This window comes from Pseudomonas sp. CFBP13509 (assembly GCF_005233485.1).
Taxonomy (GTDB): Bacteria; Pseudomonadota; Gammaproteobacteria; order Pseudomonadales; family Pseudomonadaceae; genus Aquipseudomonas; species Aquipseudomonas marginalis.
The window spans coordinates 26,279-49,750 of the sequence record NZ_QGAA01000007.1 but is presented as its reverse complement, the minus strand read 5'-3'; the positions used below and the strand labels follow the sequence as shown (position 1 = coordinate 49,750).

Genomic DNA, 23,472 nt, shown 5'->3' with positions numbered 1-23,472 from the left:
TCCCCAGCGTAGTGACCAGCCAGACACCCATGCATGAACTCGACGAACCGTTACGTGAACTCATCCCCAGGCTGCGGCGTTTCGCTGTGTCCCTGACCCGTAACGCCAGCAGTGCCGACGACCTGGTGCAGGCGACCCTGGAGCGGGCGATCACCCGTTGGGCCGACAAACGCATCGAGGGCGATTTGCGCGCCTGGCTGTTCTCGATCCTCTACCGGCAGTTCCTCGATGCCCACCGCCGCACCCGGCGCTATGCACGCATGCTGGAATTCTTTACCGGCCGCGATGATGCGCAGCCGTCGGTGGAGCGCACCGTCATCGCCCAAGCGACCCTGCAAGCCTTCGACCAACTCAACACCGAACAACGCGCACTGCTGTTGTGGGTGTCGGTGGAGGGCTTGAGCTACAAGGAAGTCGCGCAAATACTCGAGGTGCCGATCGGCACCGTGATGTCGCGCCTGTCCCGGGCGCGCCAAGCGTTGCGTCAACTCAGCGATGGCGACATCGCCAGCCCTTCCCTGCGGATACTCAAATGATCAGCCTGCCCCCCAGCGAACGCGACCTGCATGCCTACGTCGATCATCAACTCCTGGACAGTGATCGCCGCGTGCTCGAAACCTATCTGGCCGCCCACCCCGAGGTCGCGGCCCAAGTGCAGGCGTGGCAACAGGACGCGCAATTGCTGCGCGCGTCCTTGAGCGGCGCCCTGCAACAACCGGCTAACCCGGCGCTGGATCCGGCACTGATTCGCCAGCGCCTCAAGCATCAATCGCGCCGCCACTATGCTACCGCTGCGGTGCTGCTGATGGCCGTCAGCCTCGGTGGCCTCGGCGGCTGGCAGGCCCGTGAAGCCACGCAACCGCCGCTGCTGCCGATGGCCGATGCGATGCAAGCGTTCCGCCTGTTTGCCCAGGAGGGCATCATGCCCGCCGACTACAACGGCCAGGACCGCGGCACGATGCAGGCGTGGCTCGACCGCTACTTCAATCAGGCCCATCGCCTGCCGGACTTGAGCCAGGCGGGCTTCACGCCCGTCAGCGGGCGACTGCTCACCACCGATCAAGGCGCCGCCGCCATGGTGCTGTACCAGGACGCACAAGGTCGGCGCATCAGCTTCTACATCCGCCCACCGGGCCCGGACAACGGTTTCCTGCCCCGTGGCGAGCGCACGGCGGATGGGTTGCAAGCGCAATACTGGTCCGGCGGCGGCTACAACTATGCGGTGGTCAGCCCGACGGACCAGCCGACGCCGCCCCTGCAGCCGTTCTAGATTGGTCAAATCGCCAGCGGCGCCCTAAAGTAAGCGACCACCGCACTACAGAGTGACTCGCATTGGCCGTGCTCCCCCTTATCCGTCGTTTGCTCGGTAAAAAAACCGACACACACGACGACATGCCCATCCAGACGTTCTTTCAGGACAAAGCCCGGCAACAGGGTTACACCCTCAGTGCTGGCCAAGCCCAGGCCATCGACGCGATGGCGCGCCAGACCCGGCACCTGCTCGCCAGCCAGCCGACCCGCAGCCTGTACCTGCACGGCCCGGTGGGGCGCGGCAAAAGCTGGCTGCTGGACGGTTTCTTCCAGGCGCTGCCCATCGCCGAGAAGCAACGCGTGCATTTCCATGAGTTTTTCGCCCGACTGCACCGCGGTATGTTCACGCACCAGGCGACGGACGATGCCTTGGCCATCACCCTGGACGAGTTGCTCGTCGGCTGTCGCGTGCTGTGTTTCGACGAGTTCCACGTGCACGACATCGGCGATGCCATGCTGATTACCCGGCTGTTCAAGGCCCTGTTCCAGCGTGGCGTGTGGGTGCTGGTCACCTCCAATTATCCACCCGAAGGGCTGTTGCCCAACCCGCTGTACCACGAGCGTTTCAAGCCGGTGATCGACTTGATTGCCGCGCGTATGGACGTGCTGGAAGTCAGTTCGCCCGAGGACTTTCGCAGCCTGCCCCAGGCCCATGCCGCGCAACGCTTTACCACCGGTTGTTACCTGTGGCCGGGCACGCAGGCCCAGCGTGCGGCGCTCGGCCTGCCGGTCAGCGGCGGCCCGACGCAGACGCTGACGGTGGGCAACCGCACATTGATCTGCCGCCGGCATCAGGCCCGCACCATCGTATTCACCTTCAACGACCTGTGCGAACAGCTGACGGCGGTGATGGACTACCTGTTGCTGTGCGAGGCGTTCGATCACTGGGTCATCGACGGCCTGCCCCACCTGGCAGAGTGCCCGATCGCCGTGCAACAGCGTTTTATCAACTTGGTGGACGTGCTTTACGACAAGGACAAGCACCTGGTCCTGATCGGCGAACAACCGCTGGCACAGGCCATGAGCGGCCAGGCCATCGACCTGGCGCGCACCGCCAGTCGCCTGAACCAATTGCAACAGGCCAACCCGCAACGGGCGCGCGACCCGGTATCATGAGCGCCATTTACGCCCCCTTGCCGAGTGATCGCGCCGTTCATGAATACCCTCGCCCAACTCAAGGCCGGCCACTTGGCCGGCATTACGCGCCTGGACCTGTCCTGCGGACTCACCGAATTCCCTGAGGAAATCTTCGGGCTGGCCGACTCCCTGGAAATCCTCAACCTCAGCGGCAATGCCCTGAGCCGCCTGCCCGACGACCTGCACCGCCTGCCGCACCTGCGCGTGCTGTTCTGCTCGGACAACGCCTTTACCGAACTGCCGGAATGCCTGGGCCAATGCGCCAAACTGAGCATGATCGGCTTCAAGGCCAACCAGATCAGCCACGTGCCCGCCGCCGCGCTGCCGCCGTTGCTGCGCTGGCTGATCCTCACCGATAACTGCATCAGCCAGCTCCCCTGCGAGTTGGGCGAGCGGCCGCTACTGCAGAAACTGATGCTCGCCGGTAACCAACTGACGCAGTTGCCGCAGAGCCTGGCCAACTGCAGCAATCTGGAGCTGATCCGCATTGCCTCCAACCGCCTCACACGCTTGCCCGAATGGCTGTTGACGCTGCCGAGCCTGACGTGGCTGGCCTATGCGGGCAACCCGGTGGAAATGGCCGTGGATGTGGCGGTGGACGACACGACAGCGGCTATTCCCTGGACGGAACTGGAACTCGCCGACGTGCTGGGCGAAGGTGCCTCGGGGGTGATTCGCAAGGCCCTGTGGACCCCCATGGCCAAGCCCGTCGCCGTCAAGCTGTACAAGGGCACGATCACCAGCGACGGCTCGCCGCTGCACGAAATGCAGGCCTGCATCGCCGCCGGGTTGCACCCTAACCTGATCAAGGTGCAAGGCCGCGTGGTGGGTGCCCCCGAGGACCAGGCCGCGTTGGTCATGGACCTGATCGACCCGAGCTACCGCAACCTCGCCGCCCTGCCGAGCCTGGCCTCGTGCACCCGCGATGTCTACGACCCCGCCACCCGCTTCAGCCTCGACGTAGCCTTGCGCATGGCCCGGGGCATCGCCTCCGTGGCCGCGCATCTGCACCGGCACGGCATCACCCATGGCGACCTGTACGGGCACAATATCCTGTGGAATGAAGCGGGAGATTGTTTGCTCGGGGACTTTGGCGCGGCGTCGTTCCATGCCAAGGCAGACACCTTGGAAACACGAGCCTTGCAACGCATTGAAGTGCGCGCGTTCGGGGTGTTGCTGGGGGAATTGCTGGAGCGGGTTGAAGCGGGGTTGATTGACGAGGCGCTGGTAGCGTTGCAGAAAAGCTGTTGCCAGCCCGACGTGTTGGCACGGCCGAGCTTCGAAGAAATCAACGCCTTGCTGCAATCCATCCAACACCAATAAACAAATGTGGGAGGGGGGTTTGCCCTAATGCCAGTCAGTTAAGCGTACATCGCCTCCTGTAGGAGCGAGCTTGCTCGCGAAAAACGTCAACGATAACGCGTGCTTCCTGAATGAGCGCGGCGCCTGTGAGTTTTTCGCGAGCAAGCTCGCTCCTACAAAAAGCCTTAACTGACTGGCATTAAGGCTTGCCCCCTCCCACATTTTGAATGCGTTTCTTCAGCGGATAAATCAGCCCGCCAGGCCGACGAACATATCCTGCACGTCGTCGTGGTTGTCCAAGCCTTCGAGGAAGGCTTCGACTTCAGCCATCTGCTCATCGGTCAGGCCACTTACCGGGTTCTTCGAGATGTAGCCCAACTTGGCCGACAGCACGGTGAACCCCTGTTCCGGCAGGGCTTTTTGCACGGCGTCCAGGTCGGTGGTCTCGGTGATGAACAGGGTGGTGCCTTCCTCTTCGCCGTCTTCAAAGTCCTGCGCACCGGCTTCGATCGCGGCCATTTCCGCATCGGCATCCGGGGTGTCCGGCGAGGCTTCGATCAGGCCGACATGGTTGAAATCCCAGGCCACGGAGCCGGAAGCACCCAGCTGCCCCTTGCGGAACGCCACGCGGATTTCCGCCACGGTGCGGTTGATGTTGTCGGTCACGCACTCGACGATCAACGGTACCTGGTGCGGGGCGAACCCTTCGTAGGTCACGCGGTGGTATTGCACGGTTTCACCGAGCAGACCGGCGCCCTTCTTGATCGCGCGTTCCAGGGTTTCCTTGGGCATCGAGGCCTTTTTGGCCTGTTCCACCACCAGACGCAGGTGGGCGTTGGTCGCGGTGTCGGCACCGTTGCGGGCGGCGATGGTGATTTCTTTCACCAGCTTGCCGAAGATCTTGCCCTTGGCATTGGATGCCGCTTCTTTATGTTTGACTTTCCACTGTGCGCCCATGACTCACTCTCTTCTATACATCGCGCCGAAACGTCTACTGGCCGGCGCTTTGGGGGCAGAGTTTATAGCGCGAGAACGCATCGTTCCACCAAAAAACCCTCAGGGCGCCAACTCGAAAAACGCCTGAATCAGGCGCAACGAACGGCGCCGCTCCATGCAACCGAGCAGGTGCCGGTTGAGCAGCCCCTCGCCCTCAATCGGCACCGCCTGCACCCGCGGGTCGGGGCTGACTTCCATGGACGAGACCACGCCCACCCCCAGCTCAGCGGCGACGGCTTCGGTCACCGCCTCGCGGCTGTCCAGCTCCAGCAGCACCTTGGGCTGCACATTCGCGGCCATGCAGGCCTCATCGAAGGTACGCCGGGTGATCGAGCTGGGCTCGCGCAGCACCATGATCATGTCGTTGAGTTGCTCGAGGCGAATACCCTCGGGTTGCTGCGCCCACGGGTGGCTGGCCGGCACCAATGCGCACATCCGCGACTCGCTCAACGGTTGCAGGTGCAGACCGTTGCGCGGTTCCACTTCGGTGAGCACCGCCACATCCGCATGCTCGGACAACAGCGCGGCCAGGGTTTCCTGGGCATTGCCCAGGCGCAGGTTGACGGTAATCCCGGGGTAGCGCGCGCGCAGGCTGGCAATCATCGGCATCACCAGGTGCGGGCCGTCCGCCGCGACTTCCAGGCGCCCGCTCAGCAGTTGGCGGTTGGCCTCCAGCATGGTCTGGGCTTCGTCCACCAGGCCAAAGATCGCCCGTGTGATCGCCGCCAGCCGCGCGCCCTCTTCGGTCAACTCCACCCGCCGCGCGGTGCGGCGCAGCAACGGGATCTGGTAGTGCTCCTCCAGGGCCTTGATATGCCCGGTCACCGCCGGTTGGCTGATGAACAGCCGCGCGGCAGCACGGGTAAAACTGCCCTCGCGGGCCACGGCATCGAATGCGCGCAGTTGGAACAGGTTCATGGTTATCGGCCTCACTGATAGCTCGCATAACAACAAACAATTTGATTGATGACAAGCCAAACTGCAATTTAGGCGTCGTAGCTTCAACCCCCGATGCCTTGCGAGGACTTGAGATGACCACTGCCGCGCCGATCCTGCTGACACCTGGCCCCCTGACCACATCGAACCGCACCCGCCGGGCCATGATGGTGGACTGGGGTTCATGGGATGACCGCTTCAACCAACTCACTGCCAGCGTCTGCGCGCAATTGCTGGCGATCCTCCATGGCGAAGGCAGCCACCATTGCGTGCCGTTGCAAGGCAGCGGCACCTTTGCGGTCGAGGCCGCCATCGGCACTCTGGTACCGCGTGACGGCAAGGTGCTGGTGCTGATCAACGGCGCCTACGGCAAGCGCCTGGCCAGGATCTGCGAAGTGCTCGGCCGTGATTTGAGCACCTTTGAGACCGCCGAGGACCAGCCCACCACCGCCGCCGATGTGGACCGCCTGCTGACGGTAGACAGCGCCATCACCCACGTCGCGTTGATCCACTGCGAAACCAGCACCGGCATTCTCAACCCGCTGCCGCAGATCGCCGAGGTCGTCAAACACCACGGCAAGCGCCTGATCATCGACGCCATGAGCTCCTTCGGTGCGCTGCCGATCGATGCCCGCGAGGTGCCGTTCGACGCACTGATCGCCGCGTCCGGTAAGTGCCTGGAAGGCGTGCCGGGCATGGGCTTCGTCTTCGCGAACAAACAGGCGCTGGCAACCGCCCAGGGCAACTGCCATTCCCTGGCGATGGACCTGTTCGACCAGCACAGCTACATCGCCAAGACCGGCCAATGGCGCTTTACCCCGCCGACCCATGTGGTCGCCGCCCTGCACGAAGCGCTGCTGCAATACCAGGAAGAAGGCGGCCTGCCCGCGCGCCACCGACGCTACGCCGACAACTGCCAGGCCTTGCTCGACGGCATGGCCGCACTGGGCCTGCGCAGCTTCCTGCCGGCGGCGATCCAGGCACCGATCATCGTGACCTTTCACGCACCGCAGGACCCGCGCTACCAGTTCAAGGACTTCTACGAACGGGTCAAGGCCAAGGGGTTCATTCTGTACCCGGGCAAATTGACCGAGGTGGAGACGTTCCGCGTGGGCTGCATCGGCCATGTCGATGCGCAAGGGATGCGCGCAGCGGTCAAGGCGATCGCCGAGGTGCTGCAAGAAATGGAAGTGTCGGACATCTGATTGCCCCCTACCCACAGGATCTGAACCATGAACTATCAAAACCCCAACACCCTCCAGGCCGTCATCCTCGACTGGGCCGGCACCGTGGTCGACTTCGGCTCCTTCGCCCCCACGCAGATTTTCGTCGAGGCCTTCGCCGAATTCGATGTGCAGGTATCCATCGAAGAAGCCCGTGGCCCGATGGGCATGGGCAAGTGGGACCATATCCGCACCCTGTGCGACCAGCCGCAAGTCGCCGAGCGCTACCGCCAGGCATTCGGCCGCACGCCCACCGATGACGACGTGACGGCCATCTACCAGCGCTTCATGCCGTTGCAGATCGAGAAGATCGCCGAACACTCGGCGCTGATCCCCGGCGCCCTCGACACCATCGGCCAACTGCGCGGGCAAGGCATCAAGATCGGCTCTTGCTCCGGCTACCCCAAGCAAGTCATGGACAAGGTCGTCGCCCTGGCCGCCACCAACGGCTACGTCGCCGACCACGTGGTCGCCACCGACGAAGTGCCCAACGGCCGCCCATGGCCAGCCCAGGCACTCGCCAACGTGATCGCCCTGGGCATCGACGATGTGGCGGCGTGCGTCAAGGTCGACGACACCGTGCCAGGCATCCTCGAAGGCCGCCGCGCCGGGATGTGGACCGTGGCCCTGACCTGCTCCGGCAATGCCCTGGGCCTGACCTACGCGCAGTTCCGCGCCCTGGACAGCGCCACGTTGGCCAGCGAACGCACGCGCATCGAAGCGATGTTCGCAAGCTCCCGCCCCCATTACCTGATCGATACCATTACCGACCTGCCGGCCGTCATCGCCGACATCAACCAGCGCCTGGCCCGTGGCGAAATGCCGCAAAGCGACTGATAGAGGTCAAGACAACGACATCGCACCGGGCAAACCGCGCAAAACAGGCTTACAGTAAAAGGACTTCGTCGCCAAAGAACGAAGGTTCGCCCTGATGAGTGAGGAACCCAGCGATGCCGTGGAAAAATTCCGATACGCGCTACAGCACCATGTCGATTGCGCTGCACTGGTTGATGGTGGTGCTACTGGCGGTGGTCTACGCCTGCATTGAGTTACGCGGACAGTTTCCCAAAGGCAGCGGTGCACGGACGTTGATCGTCGAGATGCATTTTATGTTCGGCCTCACCGTGTTTGTGCTGGTGTGGCTGCGCCTGTTCGCGCGCAGCCTGGGGGTTGCGCCGAGGATCGTCCCCGCCCCGCCGCAATGGCAAAGCCTGCTGGCCACGCTGATGCACTTCGCGCTGTACGCCTTGATGATCGGCATGCCGATTGCCGGTTGGCTGATCGTCAGTGCCGAGGGGCATTCGGTGATGTTCTATGGGATCGAGTTGCCGCCGCTGATCGCTGAAAACAAGGCGCTGGCCAAAGAGATTGAAGGCTGGCATGTGTGGTTCGGCAAAGCCGGTTACTGGCTGATCGGGCTGCATGCGTTGGCGGGGATCTTTCATCATTATGTGATGCGTGATAACACGGCGCTGCGGATGATGCCGGGTAAGCGTGCTAGGCTGTAAACCCTCGGCGGCCCTGCAAGCCGCCGGTATGCACGAAGATCAGGCGAGTGCCGGGTACGAACCGCCCGGCCTCGATCTGCTGCTTCAACGCCAACAACGCCTTGCCGGTATAGAGCGGTTCCAGCGGTACACCGCAGGCCTGTTCAGCGGTCTCGATAAAGTCCAGTAGCAGCGGATCTACCTTGGCAAAACCGCCCCGACTGGCGTCCAGCAATTCATAACCACCCTGCACCAGGGCACTCACGTTCTGTGCCACACCATGATCATCCGGTACCGCCATGGCGCCATACACCGGATGCGCGCCCGCCTCCGCCAACGCCAACCCCGCCAACGTCGTACCGGTGCCTGCCGCCAACCACCAGGCATCGTAATCGGCCCAGCCCACGGTGCTCAATTGCCGGCGTGCCTGCTCGACCAAGACCCCGCAACCCAATGCCCCGGCCAACCCGCCGCCGCCTTCGGGCACGGGGTAAAGATCGGGATATTGCGCGCGCCACGGCAACCAGAAATCCTCCGCGTGGCGCGTGCGGTAGCCGGCATAGCCCAGCCAATGCAACTGCATGCCAAAGGCTTTCAGATCGAGGACTGTGGGGGTGTCTTGAGGGTGACCACGCAACAGGCCGACGGTGGGAAAACCAAAGCGCTTGCCCGCCGCTGCCAGCGCGTGCAGATGGTTGGAGTAAGCACCGCCGAGGCTGACGATGCCGCTGGCACCGGCCTGCTGCGCCTGGGCCAGATGTTGGGTGAGCTTGAACCACTTATTGCCGCTGATCAGTGGGTCGATACGGTCCAGGCGCAGCACGGCCAGCTCGACGCCGTTCAGCCACTCCAGCGCTAACGGTTCAAGCGGTGCATGGGGAAGCCAATCAAAAGGACCCATCGGGCGGCATCTGCATCGAAAAAGGGGCGGTAGTCTAACACCGCCCCTTGCGTCGCCTTACAGCTCGGCGGCGAGCCGTGAGCCTTGGTTGATGGCGCGCTTGGCGTCCAGCTCGGCCGCCACATCGGCGCCGCCGATCAGGTGCACGTTCTGCCCTGCGGCGACCAGGCCATCCTGCAACTCGCGCAGCGGGTCTTGCCCGGCGCAGATGACGATGTTGTCCACGGCCAACAGCTGCGGCTCACCTTCGGCACCGATGCGGATATGCAGGCCGTCATCGTCGATCTTCAGGTACTCGACGCTGTTAAGCATCTGCACGCGCTTGTTCTTCAAGCCGGTACGGTGGATCCAGCCGGTGGTCTTGCCCAGGCCGTCGCCGACCTTGGAAGCCTTGCGTTGCAACAGGAACACATCACGGGCCGGGGCATGGGGTTGCGGCTTGATCCCGGCCACACCGCCACGGGCTTGCAACTGGGTGTCGATGCCCCACTCTTTCCAGAACGCTTCGCGGTCGAGGCTGGTAGACACGCCTTCATGCACGAGGAATTCCGACACGTCAAAACCAATGCCGCCGGCGCCGATCACCGCGACGCGCTTGCCCACCGGCTTGCGCTCGAGGATCACGTCCAGGTAGCTCAGCACTTTGGCATTTTCAACGCCCGGAATCGCCGGCGTGCGCGGCGCAATGCCGGTGGCCAGGACGATCTCGTCGTAACCGCCCGCCACCAGTTGTGCGGTGTCGACACGGGTGTTGAGGCACAGCTCGACGTGGGTGGTCTGCAACTTGCGATTGAAGTAGCGCAGGGTCTCGAAAAACTCTTCCTTGCCCGGTACGCGCTTGGCGATATTGAATTGGCCGCCGATCTCACTGGCCGAATCGAATAAGGTCACCTGGTGGCCACGCTCAGCCGCCACGGTGGCGGCGGCCAGGCCTGCGGGGCCGGCACCGACCACGGCGATTTTCTTGATCTGCTTGACCGGCAGGTAGTTGAGTTCGGTTTCATAGCAGGCCCGAGGGTTAACCAGGCAGGTGGTCAACTTGCCGCCGAAGGTGTGGTCCAGGCAAGCCTGGTTGCAGCCGATGCAGGTGTTGATTTCATCGGCGCGGCCGGCGGCGGCCTTGTTGACGAACTCGGGGTCGGCGAGGAAAGGCCGCGCCATCGAGACCATGTCGGCATCGCCTTCGGCGAGGATCTGCTCGGCAATCTCCGGTGTGTTGATGCGGTTGGTGGTGATCAGCGGGATCTGCACCGCACCGCGCAATTTGGCCGTGACTTTGCTGAACGCGCCACGGGGTACTTTGGTGGCGATGGTCGGGATACGCGCTTCGTGCCAGCCGATGCCGGTGTTGATGATGGTCGCGCCGGCCTGCTCGATGGCCTTGGCCAACTGCACAATTTCTTCCCAAGTGCTGCCGCCTTCCACCAGGTCGAGCATCGACAGGCGGAAGATAATGATGAAGTTCGGGCCCACCGCTTCACGCACGCGGCGCACTATCTCCACCGCCAGGCGCATACGGTTTTCGTAGCTGCCGCCCCAACGGTCGGTGCGGTGGTTGGTGTGGGCGGCGAGGAACTGGTTGATGAAGTAACCTTCGGAACCCATGATTTCCACGCCGTCGTACTCGGCGACCTGGGCCAGCAGCGAGCAGGTGACGAAATCCTGGATCTGCTTCTCGATGCCTTCCTCGTCCAGCTCCTTGGGCTTGAACGGGTTGATCGGCGCCTGGATCGCACTCGGCGCCACCTGTTTTGGGCTGTACGCATAACGGCCGGCGTGGAGGATCTGCATGCAGATCTTGCCGCCCGCCTCATGCACGGCCTGCGTGACGATCCTGTGCTTCTGCGCTTCTTCTTCGGTGGTGAGCTTGGCCGCGCCGGAATACACCCCGCCTTCATCATTCGGGCCAATGCCGCCAGTGACCATCAGGCCCACGCCGCCACGGGCGCGCTCGGCAAAGTAGGCCGCCATGCGCTCGAACCCACCGGGCTTTTCTTCCAGGCCCGTGTGCATCGAGCCCATCAGGGTGCGGTTGCGCAAGGTGGTAAAACCCAGGTCCAACGGGGCCAGCAGGTGCGGGTAGGCAGCAGCGGTCATGGTACAGCTCCACAACGGATCATCACGGGACGTGGAGGGCTCGAATGGCACCCCATCGGTTTATGTCCCACAGACTAAGAGGCGGTGGACGACGGCTCAATGACTGAAACTGACAAGTTATTGATCCAAATGCACAGCGCCCCTTGGCAAGCCGCTGCCGGGGCCCTACCCTAGTCGCGAACCCTGCACCCGGTCTGTTGTCTGTTGCCCCATGCGTAAACTTCTCGCTTTTACCGTCTCCATGGCCCTGGTTGCCGCAGTCGCCGCGTATCTGGTCTGGACCCAGGAGCGCCCCGTGGGGCATTACCTGTCGGACCTGCGCATCACCCTCGCCGTCAACGAAGGCCTGCCCGCCGATCGCGGCAACTTGCTGGGCATCCAGCCGGAGCTGTTTCCCGCCGATTACCAGAGCCTGGAACGCCTGCACCTGAAGCTCGCGGCCTATCTGCAAAAGGCCCGGGACCAGGGGTTGATCAACGAAAAAACCATCGTGGTGCTGCCTGAACATATCGGCACCTGGCTGATGTTGACCGGTGAAAAAAATGAGGTGTACCAGGCGCTGCACGTGAAGGATGCGATGAACTGGCTGTCGGTCAGCAACCCGCTGCTGTTTGCCCGTGCCTGGATCAGCGCAACCGGCGATAACCGCACCGATGACGCCTACCTGCGCATGAAAGCCTCCGGCATGGCGCGGGACTATCAGGTGCTGTTCGGCGGCCTGGCCAAGGAGTTTGGCGTCACGCTGGTGGCCGGCTCCATCGCCCTGCCCAACCCCAGCGTCAGCCAGGGCCAACTGCAGGTCGGCCATGGCGCCTTGTACAACGCCAGCGTGGTGTTCGCGGCGGACGGATTGCCCCTCGGTGATCCCCAGCGCCAGCTTTATCCGATCTACGATGAACGCGGTTTTATCGAACCCGGTGACGAAAACATCGTCAGCGTGGTCGACACCCCGGCCGGGCGCCTCGGCGTATTGGTCGGCAGTGACAGCTGGTACCCGGACAACTATCGCAAGCTCAACGAGCAAGGTGCGCAACTGATTGCGGTACCGGCCTTTGTGCTGGGTCGCGATACCTGGGATCGACCATGGCGCGGCTTCAAGAGCGTGTCCACGCCACCGGAAATCAGCCTCAAGCCTGAAGAACTCAGCGAAGGTGAGGCCTGGCGGCGCCTGACGCTGATCAGCCAGCAACCCGTCAGCCAGGCAACCGCTGGCATGAGCGTATTCCTGCGTGGGCAGTTCTGGGACCTGGGCACGGCCGGGCACAGCTTTCTCAGCAGCTACGGGCAGATCAGCGCCGACGGCGACGCCCGTGGTGCGCGCCTGCTGAATATCTGGCTGTAACCCCGTGAAGCCGGTGCGCCTGGGTGATTTGTCGGTGGGCTTCGTGCACACTCTGGCCGACGCGATCCACAGCCACGGCCTCGACCCGCAACCGCTGCTGCTGCAATACGGCCTCGACCCCGCGCGCCTCGCCGAAGCGGGTGCACGCTTGTCGATCCCCCGTTATATGCGCCTGGGCCATGCGGCCATCCAACTCACCGGCGACCCCGGCCTGGGCCTGCGCATGGGCCAGCTCAGCCGCCTGAGCCAGGCCGGGCTGGCCGGGGTCACCGCCGCCCAGGCACCCAACGTACGTGAGGCGGCGCGCACCCTGACCCGCTTCGAGGCGCTGTACGGCTCCAACTATCGCGGCCAATCAAGTTTTCACGAGGACGCCGAAGGCGCCTGGCTGCGTTTCTATTCCATCAGCCCCTATAACGCCTACAACCGCTTCGTGGTGGACTCGATCATCGCCGGCTGGCTGCAGCAACTGTCGAGCCTGGCCCAGCAAACGGTGCAGGCGCAGCGGATTGAAATCGAGTTTGAAGCGCCGGACTACAGCGAACAGTACGCGGTGCTGGGCGATGGCCCGATCCAGTTCGGCGCCGACGCCAATCAACTGCGCCTGAGCCAGCAAACCCTGGCCCTGCGCAACCCGCAGCATTGTCCGAGTACCTGGCACCTGTTGCTGCAACTGTGTGAACGGGAACTGGAGCAGTTGACCCGCACCCGCAGCCTGCGCGAGCGCATTACCCGGTTGCTCGGGCCGATGCTCAATGGCGGCCGGGAACCCGACCTGGAAGAAGTGGCGGCACGCTTGAAGCTGCCGACCTGGACACTGCGCCGCAAACTGGCCGAAGAAGGCACACAGTTTCGCGCGATTCTCAACGATACCCGCCGCGACCTGGCCATGACCTACATTCGCGATACGGAACTGGCATTCGGCGAAATCGCCTACTTGCTCGGTTTTGCCTCGGCCCAGGCGTTTCAACGGGCGTTCAGGCGATGGAACAACCAGACGCCAGGGGAATTTCGCCGCAGTCAGCGGCATTCCGCCTGAAGTCGGTCTTACAGCTCGGTGGCGTCATCGGCCGGATCCAGAGGATCCAGTTCAAAGGCCTGGTACTCCAGCAGTTCTTCCTGGTATTCGTCCATGGTGGGCTCCTTGTTTTGAATTAAAAGCGGCTGCAGATAAATGACCTGCACAGCCAGCCTAAAGTGCCGTGATGACGAAAAAATGTCGACGTCATGACGTTCCTGCACTCCAGGATTAAACGTAGCAGCGTTGTGCGGATTTAGCACCGGGGTTTTGAGGCGCGATTGCAATCAGGGATGCACTGAAATGGAATGCATCAAGTTTCAGACTTGCGTCGACCACGGGTTTGGACACCCGCCTCCACCGCCATCCCGGCGGTACGCTCCAACGCCTCGGCAAACGCCTGGCGCTGCTGCGGTTCGATCTGCGACAGGAACAACTCGTCCACCGTACTTTCGTAGATCTTCCACATTTTTTTACGCAACGCCCGGCCGGCATCGGTGATCGACGCAAAGGCCGCGCGCCCATCGCCGTCGGAACGTGAACGCAGCACCAGGCCGTCCTTTTCCAGGCGATCTACCAGGCGCGTGAGGTTATAGCGCTCGATGGCCAGCACATCGGCCAATTCGTGCATGCGGCGGGTGCCTTCGGGGCCGCTTTCAAGGCCCCACAGTGCATCGTACCAGGCGTAAGGCGGCAAGTCGGCGGCCGCCAGGCGGCGCTCGATTTCACGGATGACCGTCCTGTGGGCCCTGACAAAACGGAACCATACATCAGGCTCTTTCGACGACATGCAACACCATCCGGCGGATTTCAAGAAGGTTGCAATAGTAGCTCATCCCGCGCTAGATTCGGCCATGTAGTTGCAATTGCAACAACATTGACGACGCTCCCACAAGGAGCCCGCCACTTGAAATCCGCCGACCCTGGAGCCTCACATGACCCCGAATAACGTAGTCAGACGCGACGTCGATCCACAGGAAACCCGCGAGTGGCTGGAGTCCATCGAATCGGTGCTGTCCACCGAAGGTCGCCCGCGCGCCCATTACCTGATCGATCAGTTGCTGGATTTCGACGTGGCGCGGCATGGTGATTTCTACGGGCGGGTGACCACGCCTTACGTCAACACCATCCCGGTGGAACGCCAGTTGCCCTACCCCGGCAACCTGGTCATCGAACGCCGTATCAACGCGTTTATCCGCTGGAACGCCATGGCCATGGTATTGCGTGCAGGCAAACACTCCGGTGTGGGTGGGCATATCGCCACTTATGCGTCAGCCGCTGTGCTGTACGACGTAGGTTTCGACCACTTCTTCCGTGGCCGCACCGACAACTTCGACGGCGACCTGGTGTACATCCAGGGCCACTCCTCGCCAGGCATCTACGGCCGTGCCTACCTCGAAGGCCGCATCAGCGAAGCACAACTGGATAACTTCCGCCGCGAAGCCGGTGGCGAGGGCATTTCGTCCTACCCCCACCCACGGCTGATGCCGGACTTCTGGCAATTCCCCACCGTGTCCATGGGCCTCGGGCCGATCACGGCGGCCTACCAGGCGCGCTTTATGCGCTACCTGGAGTTTCGTGACCTCAAGCAACACCAGGGCCGCAAGGTCTGGGCATTCCTCGGTGATGGCGAAATGGACCAGCCGGAATCCCTGGCCGCCATTTCCCTGGCCGGGCGCGAGAAACTCGACAACCTGATCTTCGTGGTCAACTGCAACCTGCAACGTCTGGACGGCCCGGTACGCGGCAATGCCAAGGTGATCCAGGAGTTCGAAAGCCTGTACCGCGCCGCCGGCTGGAATGTGATCAAAGTGATCTGGGGCGGTGGCTGGGATGCGCTGCTGGAAAAAGACACCGGCGGCCTGCTGCGCCAGCGCATGATGGAGTGCGTGGACGGTGACTACCAGAACTACAAATCCCAGAACGGCGCCTATGTGCGCGAACATTTCTTCGGCAAATACCCGGAGTTGCTGGCACTGGTTGCAGACCTGTCCGACGACGATATCTGGAAACTCTCACGGGGCGGCCATGACCCGGACAAGGTCTACAACGCCTATGCTGCCGCCGTACGCCACAGCGGCCAACCAACGGTGATCCTGGCAAAGACCGTCAAGGGCTTTGGCATGGGCGAAGCCGGCGAAGGCCAGAACATCAATCACCAACTGAAAAAGATGGGCGCCGATGCCGTCAAAGCCTTCCGCGACCGCTTCGGCCTGGAAGTGCCCGATGAGCAACTCGCTGAAATTCCGTACCTCAAGCCCACCGCCGACAGCGAAGAAGCCCGTTACTTCGCCGCGCGTCGCCAGGCCCTGGGCGGCTATGTACCCGCGCGCCACACGGCGGTCGAACCGTTGCAGATCCCCGAACTGAGCGCCTTCGCCACTCAGCTCAAGGACACTGGCGAGCGCGCGATATCAACCACCATGGCCTTCGTGCGCATCCTCGGCACCCTGCTGAAAGACCCGCACCTGGGCAAGCTGATCGTGCCCATCGTGCCGGACGAATCACGCACCTTCGGCATGGAAAGCCTGTTCCGTCAGATCGGTATCCACTCTGCCGTCGGCCAGCTCTACACCCCACAGGACTCCGGGCAACTGAGCTATTACAAGGAGAGCAAGGACGGACAGATCATGCAGGAAGGCCTGAATGAGTCCGGGGCCATTTCCTCGTGGATAGCGGCGAGTACGTCCTACAGCAATCACGGCCTGATGACCGTGCCGTTCTACATCTTCTATTCGATGTTCGGCTTCCAGCGCGTCGGCGACCTGGCCTGGGCAGCGGGCGATGCACGGGCACGTGGTTTCCTGCTGGGTGCCACGGCCGGGCGCACCACGTTGATGGGCGAAGGCCTGCAGCATGACGATGGCCATAGTCATATCCTGTCGTCGATGATTCCGTGCTGCGTGTCCTATGACCCGACCATTGCCTACGAACTGGCGGTGATTATTCGCGAAGGCATGCGGCGTATGTATGTCGAACAGGAGGATATTTACTACTACATCACCCTGCTCAACGAAAACTACCCGCACCCGGCAATGCCCGAAGGTATGGAGGATGGCATTGTTAAAGGCATGTACCGCCTGAGCGGCAGCCAGCACGCCAAGGTGCAACTGATGGGCAGTGGTTCGATCCTGCGCGAAGTGATCGCCGCCGCCGACCTGCTCGCCAACGACTTTGCCGTGCAATGCAATGTATGGAGCGTGACCAGCCTGACCGAATTGCGCCGTGACGGGCACGCGGTGGAGCGCTGGAACCTGTTGCACCCCGAGCGTGAGCCACGCGAGAGCTACGTCGAGCAATGCCTGGCCGGGCAAACGGGACCGGTGGTGGTGGCGACGGATTACGTGAAGCTGTTCGCCGATCAGATCCGTCCGTTCGTGCCGGGCCGACGCTTTGTCGCACTGGGCACTGATGGTTTCGGGCAATCAGACACCCGGGAAGCCTTGCGCGCGTTCTTTGAGGTGGATCGCCACTTCATCGCCCTGGCTGCCCTGAAGGCACTGGCGGATGACGGCGTGATCGGTCGCGACAAGGTCAGTGAAGCGATCAAACGCTACGGGATCAACGTCGACAAGGCCGACCCCGTAGCGGTTTGATTTACTGCGCAGGCGTCGGCAGGGGCGGAATCGCTTCTGTCGGCGGCGGCAGGTCCGGCGTGGTGGCAGCGGGTACGGGCTCGGCCTGCGGCGCAATCGGTGCAGCCTCAGGCGCGGGCACAACCGGCTCCGAGGCAGCCGGTGCGGCAGGCTCTTCCTTCGGCGCCTCGACTTTCTCTGCAGCCGGTGCGGCCTTCGGCTCCGGCACACCGAGGTCGGCCTTGGGCTGCTCGGGGATATGCTCGGCCTTCTTCACTTCCTGTGGCAGGAACACATCCACCAACGCAAAGTAACGGTCGTAGAACTTCGGCGCGGACACCGTCTCACTGGCCACCTTCACCATCGAGTCATCGGTAGAGCCGATCGGCATCGACACCGACCCCAGCACGCCCACGCCCAGGCTCGCGGAGTTGTTGACCTTCTTCAGCGCATAACGATCCTGCAGGGCATTGGCGAACATCGTCGAGTGGTTCTTGCCTTTGCCATCATCGGCGCACACCACGTTGAAGCTGATCTGCAGGTGCGTTTCGCCGGTCTGCTGGAAGCTCTTGTTACCCACGACCAGTTTCGGATCGCTGCTGGTGATGATGTAGCCCTGGCTCAGCAAGGCGCGCCGCGCGGCCTCGCACGCCGCTACATCGGTAACCGGGTAATCCCGGGAAAATGTACCGGAGTCGTCGAAGTTCTCATGTTCATAAATAGCGGTCTTGGGTGACGAGCAGCCCGCGGCGCCCGCCAGCACCAGCGCCAGCCCGAGGCTACGCAAGTGGAATGATGTCGACATTGATAATCCTGAGGAAAACGGTCTGGGCGGTATTGTGCAACAGAACGAGGCCTTGGCGCGCGCATTCCTGTCGGTAAAACGTCACAGGTTTACGCGCCGGGGCCTGCAGGGAAAAGCCCGGCGCACATATGGTCAATAAATACGCGGAGCTTGGCCGAGGTATGGCGACCGGGCCACAATATCCAGAAATTGCCCCGATGCTCCAGGTCATCATCCAGCACCCGTTGCAAGCGCCCTTCGTCCACGGCTTGGTTGACCATGTAGTCCGGCAGGCAGGCAATGCCCAAGCCCTCGAGCACCACATGCTTGAGGGACTCGATGGTGGTGCTGACCAGCGGCGTACGCAACAGCGGTTCCGCAGCCCCCGGGGCAAGGCGCAACGGCCAGGGCTCGAGCTTGCCCGTGGCGCAGAACTTGTGGCGCAGGCAGGCGTGGCCATTGAGGTCCTGTGGTTGCTGCGGCGTGCCGTGTTGGGCGAAGTAGCCCGGCGTGGCGACGAGTACCAACTGGTAGTGGCCCAGATGACGCGCCATCAAGCGCGAATCTTCCGGCTTGCCCGTGCGAATCACCGCATCGAAACCTTCCTCGATCACGTCCACCATGCGGTCGGAAAAATCCACGTCCAGCTCGATCTCCGGGTAGGTGCGCATAAAGTCACTGAGCACCGGCATCAACAAGCCGCGCACCTGCGGCACACTGATGCGCAACTTGCCCCGTGGCGTTGCAGCGGCGTCCGTCAGCTCCTGCTCGGCCGCTTCCACCTCAGCGAGAATCCGCCGCGAGCGCTCAAGGAACAGTGCACCTTCACTGGTCAAGGTGATACTGCGCGTGCTGCGGTGAAACAGCCGCACGCCCAGGCGCTCTTCCATCCGCGCAATGCTTTTGCCCACGGCCGACGACGACACCCCCAGCACGCGGCCGGCGGCGGTGAAGCTGAGCGTCTGCGCCACCTGCACAAATACCGACAGGCTGCCCAAGCTGTCCATGATCTGCCTCCAATTACGGACATCCGCGTCCGATAAGTTCGGAACCTTAGCCTGTTTTTCCGTCAACCACAGCCCCCTACTCTGCCTGCTTGCCCTTTTACCTGGATAAAACGTCATGAGCAGCAGCCCTTCACTCACCGCATCAGCCCAACGGGATTCTTTACCCTTGGGCGGTCTAATGGCCCTGGCCAGCGCCGGCTTTATTACCATCCTCACCGAAGCCATGCCCGCCGGGCTTCTGCCGCAGATGGGCGACGGCCTGGGCGTGTCGCCCGCCTTGGTCGGCCAATTGGTTACCCTCTACGCCCTTGGCTCCCTGCTGGCAGCCATCCCGCTGACGCTGCTGACCCGCGGCTGGCGCAGGCGGCCGTTGTTGCTGCTGGCCATTGGCGGCTTTGCCTTGGTCAATAGCGTAACCGCGCTGTCCAGCCATTACGGGTTGACCCTGGTGGCGCGCTTTTTTGCCGGGGTCTTCGCCGGGTTGCTGTGGGCGTTGCTGGCGGGTTATGCGAGCCGAATGGTGGCGCCACACCTGCAAGGTCGCGCCATTGCCGTGGCGATGCTGGGTGCACCCCTGGCGCTGTCGCTGGGTGTACCTGCGGGCACCTTCCTCGGCACCGCCGTTGGCTGGCGCTTGAGCTTTGCGATCATGACCGGGCTGACCCTGGTGCTGCTCGCCTGGGCACGCTGGCAACTGCCGGACTTTGCCGGCGAACGGGCGGATAAACGCCTGGGGCTGCGCCAGGTGCTGAACCTGTCGGGCATTCGTCCGGTGCTATGGGTGACGTTTACCTACGTGCTGGCCCACAACATTCTGTACACCTACATCGCCCCGTTGCTGGTGCCCGCAGGGGTCGATGCGGACGTTGACCGAGTACTGCTGGTGTTCGGCCTCGCGGCAGTGCTGAGCATCTGGCTGGCAGGTGTATTGATTGACCGGTGGTTGCGCGCCTTGCTGCTGATCAGTTGTGCGCTGTTTGGCCTGATCGCCCTTGCGCTGGCGTTGTGGATCAATGTGCCGGCAGTCATCTATATCGCCGTGACGTTATGGGGCCTGGCGTTCGGCGGTTTGCCGGCATTGCTGCAAACCGCACTGGCCCAATCGGCGGGCAAGTCGGCGGATGCCGCACAATCCATGCTGGTGACCGTGTGGAACCTGGGGATAGCCGGTGGCGGCCTGGCGGGTGGCGTATTGCTTCAAGGTTGGGGCGTCACGGCCTTTCCATGGGCGGTTGTGCTTCTGATGCTGCTGGCCTGGGCCGGTGCATCACAGACGGCGCCCCAGCAGTTGGCCCGGCCACCCCGCCAAGTCGAACGTTGAAATGCGCTGGTAGCCACAGGACTCATAAAAACGCACCAGATCCCCTGTCCCGCCGCCGTAGCAGTCCACACGCAAGCGCGTGACTCCTGCTGCGCGGGCCTGGTCATCGGCAAAGGCCATCATGCGCCGGCCAAGGCCGCGAACACTCAGGTCACGCGCGGCAATCAACAGGCGCACATACACCTCGGGCTCAGTCGCCGAAGGTACATAAGGCATGGGATCGCCCACCACCAGCGCTCCTCGGAGATGCCCCTCGGGGTCCTCGACAACCCAGGCCTCGGGCAACGCGCAGGCTTCAGCCACTTGCGCGACCCGCCGGGGCGACCCCGACCAGGGCTCGGTGCCCCACTGATGGGTATTGCCCCTGCCAACGAACCAGGCGATCACCTCGTCGAACACCTGCAGCACCGCAGGAACATCCGCCACGCTGGCGCGGCGGATCAGCAAGCCATCCATTCCTTGAATCAACACGCTTGGAACTCCTGGGTCGACGATACCGAGTACCCAGTCTAGCGCACACATAAAAAAGCCCCCGGTCTTTTCAGGCCGGGGGCTTCTTGTTCAAAGCGACATCAGTACTTCTTGATATCAGCCTTGGTTTCCAACTGCTTGCGGTACGCCGCAAAGTCCTGCTGGCCGACACGGGAAGCGAGGAAGCGGCGGTATTGCGCCTTTTCTTCGTCCGTTGGGGCAGCCGCTTCGTTGACGCCGTTCAAGCGCACGATCACCAGGCTGCCATCAGCCAGGGTCACGGTGGTGAAGGTCGGCTTGTCCTTGGCCGCAGGCTTGGGCATGCGGAACAGGGCTTGCAGCACGGCCGGGTCAATCGCTTCCTGGCTACGGGTAGCCGCTTCAGTGACTTTCCAGGCCTGGCCGTCGACCGGCTGGTTCAGCGGGGTCTTGCCATCACGCAGGCTGGCGATCAGTTCGTCAGCGTGAGTCTTGGCAGCCGCGCTGGCGCGCTCCTTGGCCATCTGTGTGCGAATCGCCGCGGCAACGCTTTCCAGCGGCAGTTGCGCCGGTTTGCGGTGCTCTTTGGCACGCAGCACGATGATGGTTTCCGGGTCCAGCTCGATGGCGCTGCTGTTGGCACCCTCATCCAGCACTTCCGGGCTGAACGCAGCGGTGACCACGGCGCGGTTGGCCGCGACACCGTCACCACCTTCACGGCCAAACGGCGCGGAGGTGTGTACGGTCAGCTTCAGGTCCGATGCTGGTTGGGCCAGGTCGGAGGCTTCGAATGCCGCATCTTCCAATTGCTTGGTTGCTTCGACAAAACGCTGCTCGACCTGTTGGGTCTTGAGCTCGCGGGTCAGCTTGTCTTTCAGGCTGGCAAACGTCGGCACTTGCGGTGCTTCAACGCCCAACAGCTTGATCAAATGCCAACCGAAGGTGCTGCGCACCGGCGCCGAAACCTGGTCTTTGTTCAACGCGTACAAGGCAGCTTCGAAGTCAGGGTCGTAGACGCCAGGGCCGGCAAAGCCCAGATCGCCGCCATTGTTGGCCGAACCTGGATCCTGGGAGAACTCCTTGGCCAGGGCCTCGAACTTCTCACCCTTGGCCAGGCGTGCCTGGATTTCTTCGATCTTGGCCTTGGCTTGCGCGTCGGTGACCTTGTCGTTGACTTCAATCAGGATGTGCGCGGCACGACGTTGTTCAGCGAGGTTGGCGGTTTCTTTCTGATAGGCAGCCTGCAGTTCATCGTCCTTGACGCTGACCTGGTCGAAGAAGGAAGACTTCTTCAGTTCCAAGTAGTCAATGACCACCTGGTCCGGGGTCATGAACTCCTTGGCGTGCTGGTCATAGTAAGCCTTGACCTCGTCGTCGGTGAGTTTCACCGCCGCAGGGTTGGCCTTGATATTGACGGTAGCGAAATCGCGGGTCTGTTTTTCCAGACGGGCGAATGCCAGCACTTCGGCGTCGGTCACGAAACCGCTGCCGGCGATGCCTGCGCGCACCTGGCCGATCAGCATTTCCTGGGTCAGCATCTGACGGAACTGCAGACGGCTGTAGCCCAGCTGACGGATCACCTGGTCAAAGCGTTCGGCGTTGAACTTGCCGTCCACCTGGAATTCCGGCGTCTGCAGGATCACCTGGTCCAGTGCAGCTTCAGAGAAGCCAAACTTGGAGTCGGCAGCGCCTTGCAGCAGCAGCTTGCGATCGATCAGGCCCTTGAGGGCCGCTTCGCGCAGCAGTTTTTCGTCCAGCAGTGAAGCATCGAAATCCTTGCCCAGCTGTTGCATCAGCTGGCGACGTTGCATGTCGACGGCCTGGCTCAGTTCAGTCTGGGTGATTTCTTCACCGTTGACCTTGGCCACGTCCTGCTTGGTGTTGGTCGAAGCCTGGAAAATGGCCTCGATACCGGTGAACGCCATCAATGCGACGATGATCCCGATAATGGTCTTGGCAATCCAGCCTTGTGAATTGTCCCTGATATTTTGCAGCATGCGTCCCCCAGAAACGGTTGAACTTCAAAAATTGGCAACCGTGGAGCGTGGGTAGAGTCCGGATAGAAGAAAGGCGCATCCGAGGATGCGCCTTCTCGTAACTGGCGGAGCGGACGGGGGGTTGAATCTACACCCCCGGCTTGGCGACCCGATGGATACTTGGGTCAGCTTTCGCTCCGCTGCCAGGCCAGACCTGCGTCCGACCCGGGTAGCAAAGGCTTGATCGAAGCTTAGTTAACCGCTTCTTTCAGGGCTTTACCGGCTTTGAAACCTGGTTTCTTGGCAGCAGCGATTTGCAGTGCTTTGCCAGTCTGTGGGTTACGGCCAGTGCGAGCTGGACGGTCAGTCACAGAGAAAGTACCGAAGCCTACCAGTACCACGGAGTCGCCGGCCTTCAGAGCGCCAGTGACGGATTCGATTACTGCATCCAGCGCACGGCCGGCAGCAGCTTTCGGGATATCAGCGGATGCAGCGATAGCATCAATCAGTTCCGACTTGTTCACTCTAAGTCCCCTTATATATCTATTGAGTATGATTCTAAGTTTTTTGGTAAACAGCAAAAACCAGTGCTGAATGGCCTACAGACAC

Annotated in this window: 22 protein-coding genes; 11 read left to right on the top strand and 11 right to left on the bottom strand. The window is 62.5% G+C overall.

Going from position 1 to position 23,472, the window contains the following annotated elements:
* The first annotated feature begins 29 nt into the window (after positions 1-29).
* From PspCFBP13509_RS13265 to PspCFBP13509_RS13250, 4 genes are all read left to right on the top strand, one after another.
* Positions 30-536, top strand: a complete 507-nt coding sequence (locus PspCFBP13509_RS13265) for an RNA polymerase sigma factor (RefSeq protein WP_027606262.1) — start codon at positions 30-32, stop codon at positions 534-536.
* Positions 533-1,270, top strand: coding sequence for an anti-sigma factor family protein (locus tag PspCFBP13509_RS13260; RefSeq protein ID WP_137212157.1), 738 nt, complete (start codon positions 533-535; stop codon positions 1,268-1,270). The genes PspCFBP13509_RS13265 and PspCFBP13509_RS13260 overlap by 4 nt, the downstream gene beginning before the upstream one ends.
* A gap of 62 nt (positions 1,271-1,332) precedes the next feature.
* Positions 1,333-2,427, top strand: a complete 1,095-nt coding sequence (gene zapE, locus PspCFBP13509_RS13255; RefSeq protein WP_137212156.1) for a cell division protein ZapE — start codon at positions 1,333-1,335, stop codon at positions 2,425-2,427.
* A gap of 39 nt (positions 2,428-2,466) precedes the next feature.
* Positions 2,467-3,771 carry a protein kinase gene (locus PspCFBP13509_RS13250; protein ID WP_074848199.1) on the top strand — a complete coding sequence of 435 codons (1,305 nt, stop codon included), beginning with the start codon at positions 2,467-2,469 and terminating at the stop codon, positions 3,769-3,771.
* Between the two features lie 228 nt (positions 3,772-3,999).
* Here PspCFBP13509_RS13250 and PspCFBP13509_RS13245 read toward each other — a convergent pair whose 3' ends face one another.
* Complete coding sequence (locus PspCFBP13509_RS13245) at positions 4,000-4,707, bottom strand: YebC/PmpR family DNA-binding transcriptional regulator (RefSeq protein WP_027606258.1); 708 nt, start codon at positions 4,705-4,707, stop codon at positions 4,000-4,002.
* Positions 4,708-4,806: 99 nt separating this feature from the next.
* A complete protein-coding gene (locus PspCFBP13509_RS13240; RefSeq protein WP_074847207.1) occupies positions 4,807-5,664 on the bottom strand; it encodes a LysR substrate-binding domain-containing protein in 858 nt (285 codons plus the stop codon).
* A gap of 113 nt (positions 5,665-5,777) precedes the next feature.
* Between PspCFBP13509_RS13240 and PspCFBP13509_RS13235 the strand changes: the two genes are divergently transcribed.
* The 3 genes from PspCFBP13509_RS13235 (at position 5,778) to PspCFBP13509_RS13225 (ending at position 8,413) form a co-directional block, all read left to right on the top strand.
* On the top strand, positions 5,778-6,887 hold the full coding sequence (locus tag PspCFBP13509_RS13235; RefSeq protein ID WP_137212155.1) for a 2-aminoethylphosphonate--pyruvate transaminase: 1,110 nt from the start codon (positions 5,778-5,780) through the stop codon (positions 6,885-6,887).
* Positions 6,888-6,914: 27 nt separating this feature from the next.
* Complete coding sequence (gene phnX, locus PspCFBP13509_RS13230) at positions 6,915-7,742, top strand: phosphonoacetaldehyde hydrolase (protein ID WP_065948389.1); 828 nt, start codon at positions 6,915-6,917, stop codon at positions 7,740-7,742.
* 113 nt (positions 7,743-7,855) lie between these two features.
* Positions 7,856-8,413: a cytochrome b gene (locus tag PspCFBP13509_RS13225; RefSeq protein WP_065924135.1), complete on the top strand. Its 558-nt coding sequence runs from the start codon at positions 7,856-7,858 to the stop codon at positions 8,411-8,413.
* Here the strand turns inward: PspCFBP13509_RS13225 and PspCFBP13509_RS13220 are convergent.
* Positions 8,403-9,293, bottom strand: coding sequence for a 1-aminocyclopropane-1-carboxylate deaminase/D-cysteine desulfhydrase (locus tag PspCFBP13509_RS13220; protein WP_137212154.1), 891 nt, complete (start codon positions 9,291-9,293; stop codon positions 8,403-8,405). The genes PspCFBP13509_RS13225 and PspCFBP13509_RS13220 overlap by 11 nt on opposite strands.
* 57 nt (positions 9,294-9,350) lie before the next feature.
* Positions 9,351-11,390 carry an NADPH-dependent 2,4-dienoyl-CoA reductase gene (locus tag PspCFBP13509_RS13215; RefSeq protein WP_137212153.1) on the bottom strand — a complete coding sequence of 680 codons (2,040 nt, stop codon included), beginning with the start codon at positions 11,388-11,390 and terminating at the stop codon, positions 9,351-9,353.
* A 211-nt stretch (positions 11,391-11,601) separates the two neighbouring features.
* Between PspCFBP13509_RS13215 and PspCFBP13509_RS13210 the strand changes: the two genes are divergently transcribed.
* Together PspCFBP13509_RS13210 and PspCFBP13509_RS13205 are read left to right on the top strand one after the other, a co-directional pair.
* The gene (locus PspCFBP13509_RS13210) at positions 11,602-12,732 is read left to right on the top strand and encodes a carbon-nitrogen hydrolase family protein (protein WP_065924138.1); all 1,131 of its coding nucleotides are present in this window, start codon (positions 11,602-11,604) and stop codon (positions 12,730-12,732) included.
* Positions 12,733-12,736: 4 nt separating this feature from the next.
* Complete coding sequence (locus PspCFBP13509_RS13205) at positions 12,737-13,771, top strand: AraC family transcriptional regulator (protein WP_065924139.1); 1,035 nt, start codon at positions 12,737-12,739, stop codon at positions 13,769-13,771.
* A gap of 8 nt (positions 13,772-13,779) precedes the next feature.
* On the opposite strand, the gene PspCFBP13509_RS31425 is transcribed toward PspCFBP13509_RS13205, so the two are convergent.
* Positions 13,780-14,037 (bottom strand): hypothetical protein, encoded by a 258-nt coding sequence (locus tag PspCFBP13509_RS31425; RefSeq protein ID WP_137212152.1) that lies wholly within the window; start codon positions 14,035-14,037, stop codon positions 13,780-13,782.
* Positions 14,038-14,063: 26 nt separating this feature from the next.
* Positions 14,064-14,540, bottom strand: a complete 477-nt coding sequence (locus PspCFBP13509_RS13195; RefSeq protein ID WP_027606249.1) for a MarR family winged helix-turn-helix transcriptional regulator — start codon at positions 14,538-14,540, stop codon at positions 14,064-14,066.
* Positions 14,541-14,685: 145 nt separating this feature from the next.
* Here PspCFBP13509_RS13195 and aceE point away from each other — a divergent pair, with 145 nt between their 5' ends.
* A complete protein-coding gene (gene aceE, locus PspCFBP13509_RS13190; RefSeq protein WP_137212151.1) occupies positions 14,686-17,346 on the top strand; it encodes a pyruvate dehydrogenase (acetyl-transferring), homodimeric type in 2,661 nt (886 codons plus the stop codon).
* Position 17,347: 1 nt separating this feature from the next.
* Here the strand turns inward: aceE and PspCFBP13509_RS13185 are convergent, their stop codons facing one another.
* Both PspCFBP13509_RS13185 and PspCFBP13509_RS13180 read right to left on the bottom strand, forming a co-directional pair.
* On the bottom strand, positions 17,348-18,130 hold the full coding sequence (locus PspCFBP13509_RS13185; RefSeq protein WP_137212150.1) for a DUF2242 domain-containing protein: 783 nt from the start codon (positions 18,128-18,130) through the stop codon (positions 17,348-17,350).
* A gap of 89 nt (positions 18,131-18,219) precedes the next feature.
* Positions 18,220-19,116: a LysR family transcriptional regulator gene (locus PspCFBP13509_RS13180; protein WP_065927027.1), complete on the bottom strand. Its 897-nt coding sequence runs from the start codon at positions 19,114-19,116 to the stop codon at positions 18,220-18,222.
* 115 nt (positions 19,117-19,231) lie between these two features.
* On the opposite strand from PspCFBP13509_RS13180, the gene PspCFBP13509_RS13175 reads away from it, so the two are divergent.
* Entirely contained in the window at positions 19,232-20,437 is a 1,206-nt protein-coding gene (locus PspCFBP13509_RS13175) for an MFS transporter (RefSeq protein ID WP_137212149.1), read from the top strand.
* On the opposite strand, the gene PspCFBP13509_RS13170 is transcribed toward PspCFBP13509_RS13175, so the two are convergent.
* The 3 genes from PspCFBP13509_RS13170 to PspCFBP13509_RS13160 form a co-directional block, all read right to left on the bottom strand.
* On the bottom strand, positions 20,384-20,908 hold the full coding sequence (locus tag PspCFBP13509_RS13170; protein WP_137212148.1) for a GNAT family N-acetyltransferase: 525 nt from the start codon (positions 20,906-20,908) through the stop codon (positions 20,384-20,386). The two genes, PspCFBP13509_RS13175 and PspCFBP13509_RS13170, sit on opposite strands and share 54 nt — an antisense overlap.
* Positions 20,909-21,009: 101 nt before the next feature.
* Entirely contained in the window at positions 21,010-22,884 is a 1,875-nt protein-coding gene (locus PspCFBP13509_RS13165; RefSeq protein ID WP_027606244.1) for a SurA N-terminal domain-containing protein, read from the bottom strand.
* Positions 22,885-23,114: 230 nt separating this feature from the next.
* Positions 23,115-23,387 (bottom strand): HU family DNA-binding protein, encoded by a 273-nt coding sequence (locus tag PspCFBP13509_RS13160; RefSeq protein ID WP_003174819.1) that lies wholly within the window; start codon positions 23,385-23,387, stop codon positions 23,115-23,117.
* Between the last annotated feature and the right edge of the window lie 85 nt (positions 23,388-23,472).

Bases quoted from the DNA above. Each gene is read 5' to 3' on its own strand.
- PspCFBP13509_RS13265 (WP_027606262.1), top strand. From the start codon at position 30: ATGCATGAACTCGACGAACCGTTACGTGAACTCATCCCCAGGCTGCGG.
- PspCFBP13509_RS13260 (WP_137212157.1), top strand. From the start codon at position 533: ATGATCAGCCTGCCCCCCAGCGAACGCGACCTGCATGCCTACGTCGAT.
- PspCFBP13509_RS13250 (WP_074848199.1), top strand. From the start codon at position 2,467: ATGAATACCCTCGCCCAACTCAAGGCCGGCCACTTGGCCGGCATTACG.
- PspCFBP13509_RS13245 (WP_027606258.1), bottom strand. From the start codon at position 4,707: ATGGGCGCACAGTGGAAAGTCAAACATAAAGAAGCGGCATCCAATGCC.
- PspCFBP13509_RS13240 (WP_074847207.1), bottom strand. From the start codon at position 5,664: ATGAACCTGTTCCAACTGCGCGCATTCGATGCCGTGGCCCGCGAGGGC.
- PspCFBP13509_RS13235 (WP_137212155.1), top strand. From the start codon at position 5,778: ATGACCACTGCCGCGCCGATCCTGCTGACACCTGGCCCCCTGACCACA.
- phnX (WP_065948389.1), top strand. From the start codon at position 6,915: ATGAACTATCAAAACCCCAACACCCTCCAGGCCGTCATCCTCGACTGG.
- PspCFBP13509_RS13225 (WP_065924135.1), top strand. From the start codon at position 7,856: ATGCCGTGGAAAAATTCCGATACGCGCTACAGCACCATGTCGATTGCG.
- PspCFBP13509_RS13220 (WP_137212154.1), bottom strand. From the start codon at position 9,293: ATGGGTCCTTTTGATTGGCTTCCCCATGCACCGCTTGAACCGTTAGCG.
- PspCFBP13509_RS13215 (WP_137212153.1), bottom strand. From the start codon at position 11,390: ATGACCGCTGCTGCCTACCCGCACCTGCTGGCCCCGTTGGACCTGGGT.
- PspCFBP13509_RS13210 (WP_065924138.1), top strand. From the start codon at position 11,602: ATGCGTAAACTTCTCGCTTTTACCGTCTCCATGGCCCTGGTTGCCGCA.
- PspCFBP13509_RS13195 (WP_027606249.1), bottom strand. From the start codon at position 14,540: ATGTCGTCGAAAGAGCCTGATGTATGGTTCCGTTTTGTCAGGGCCCAC.
- aceE (WP_137212151.1), top strand. From the start codon at position 14,686: ATGACCCCGAATAACGTAGTCAGACGCGACGTCGATCCACAGGAAACC.
- PspCFBP13509_RS13185 (WP_137212150.1), bottom strand. From the start codon at position 18,130: ATGTCGACATCATTCCACTTGCGTAGCCTCGGGCTGGCGCTGGTGCTG.
- PspCFBP13509_RS13180 (WP_065927027.1), bottom strand. From the start codon at position 19,116: ATGGACAGCTTGGGCAGCCTGTCGGTATTTGTGCAGGTGGCGCAGACG.
- PspCFBP13509_RS13175 (WP_137212149.1), top strand. From the start codon at position 19,232: ATGAGCAGCAGCCCTTCACTCACCGCATCAGCCCAACGGGATTCTTTA.
- PspCFBP13509_RS13165 (WP_027606244.1), bottom strand. From the start codon at position 22,884: ATGCTGCAAAATATCAGGGACAATTCACAAGGCTGGATTGCCAAGACC.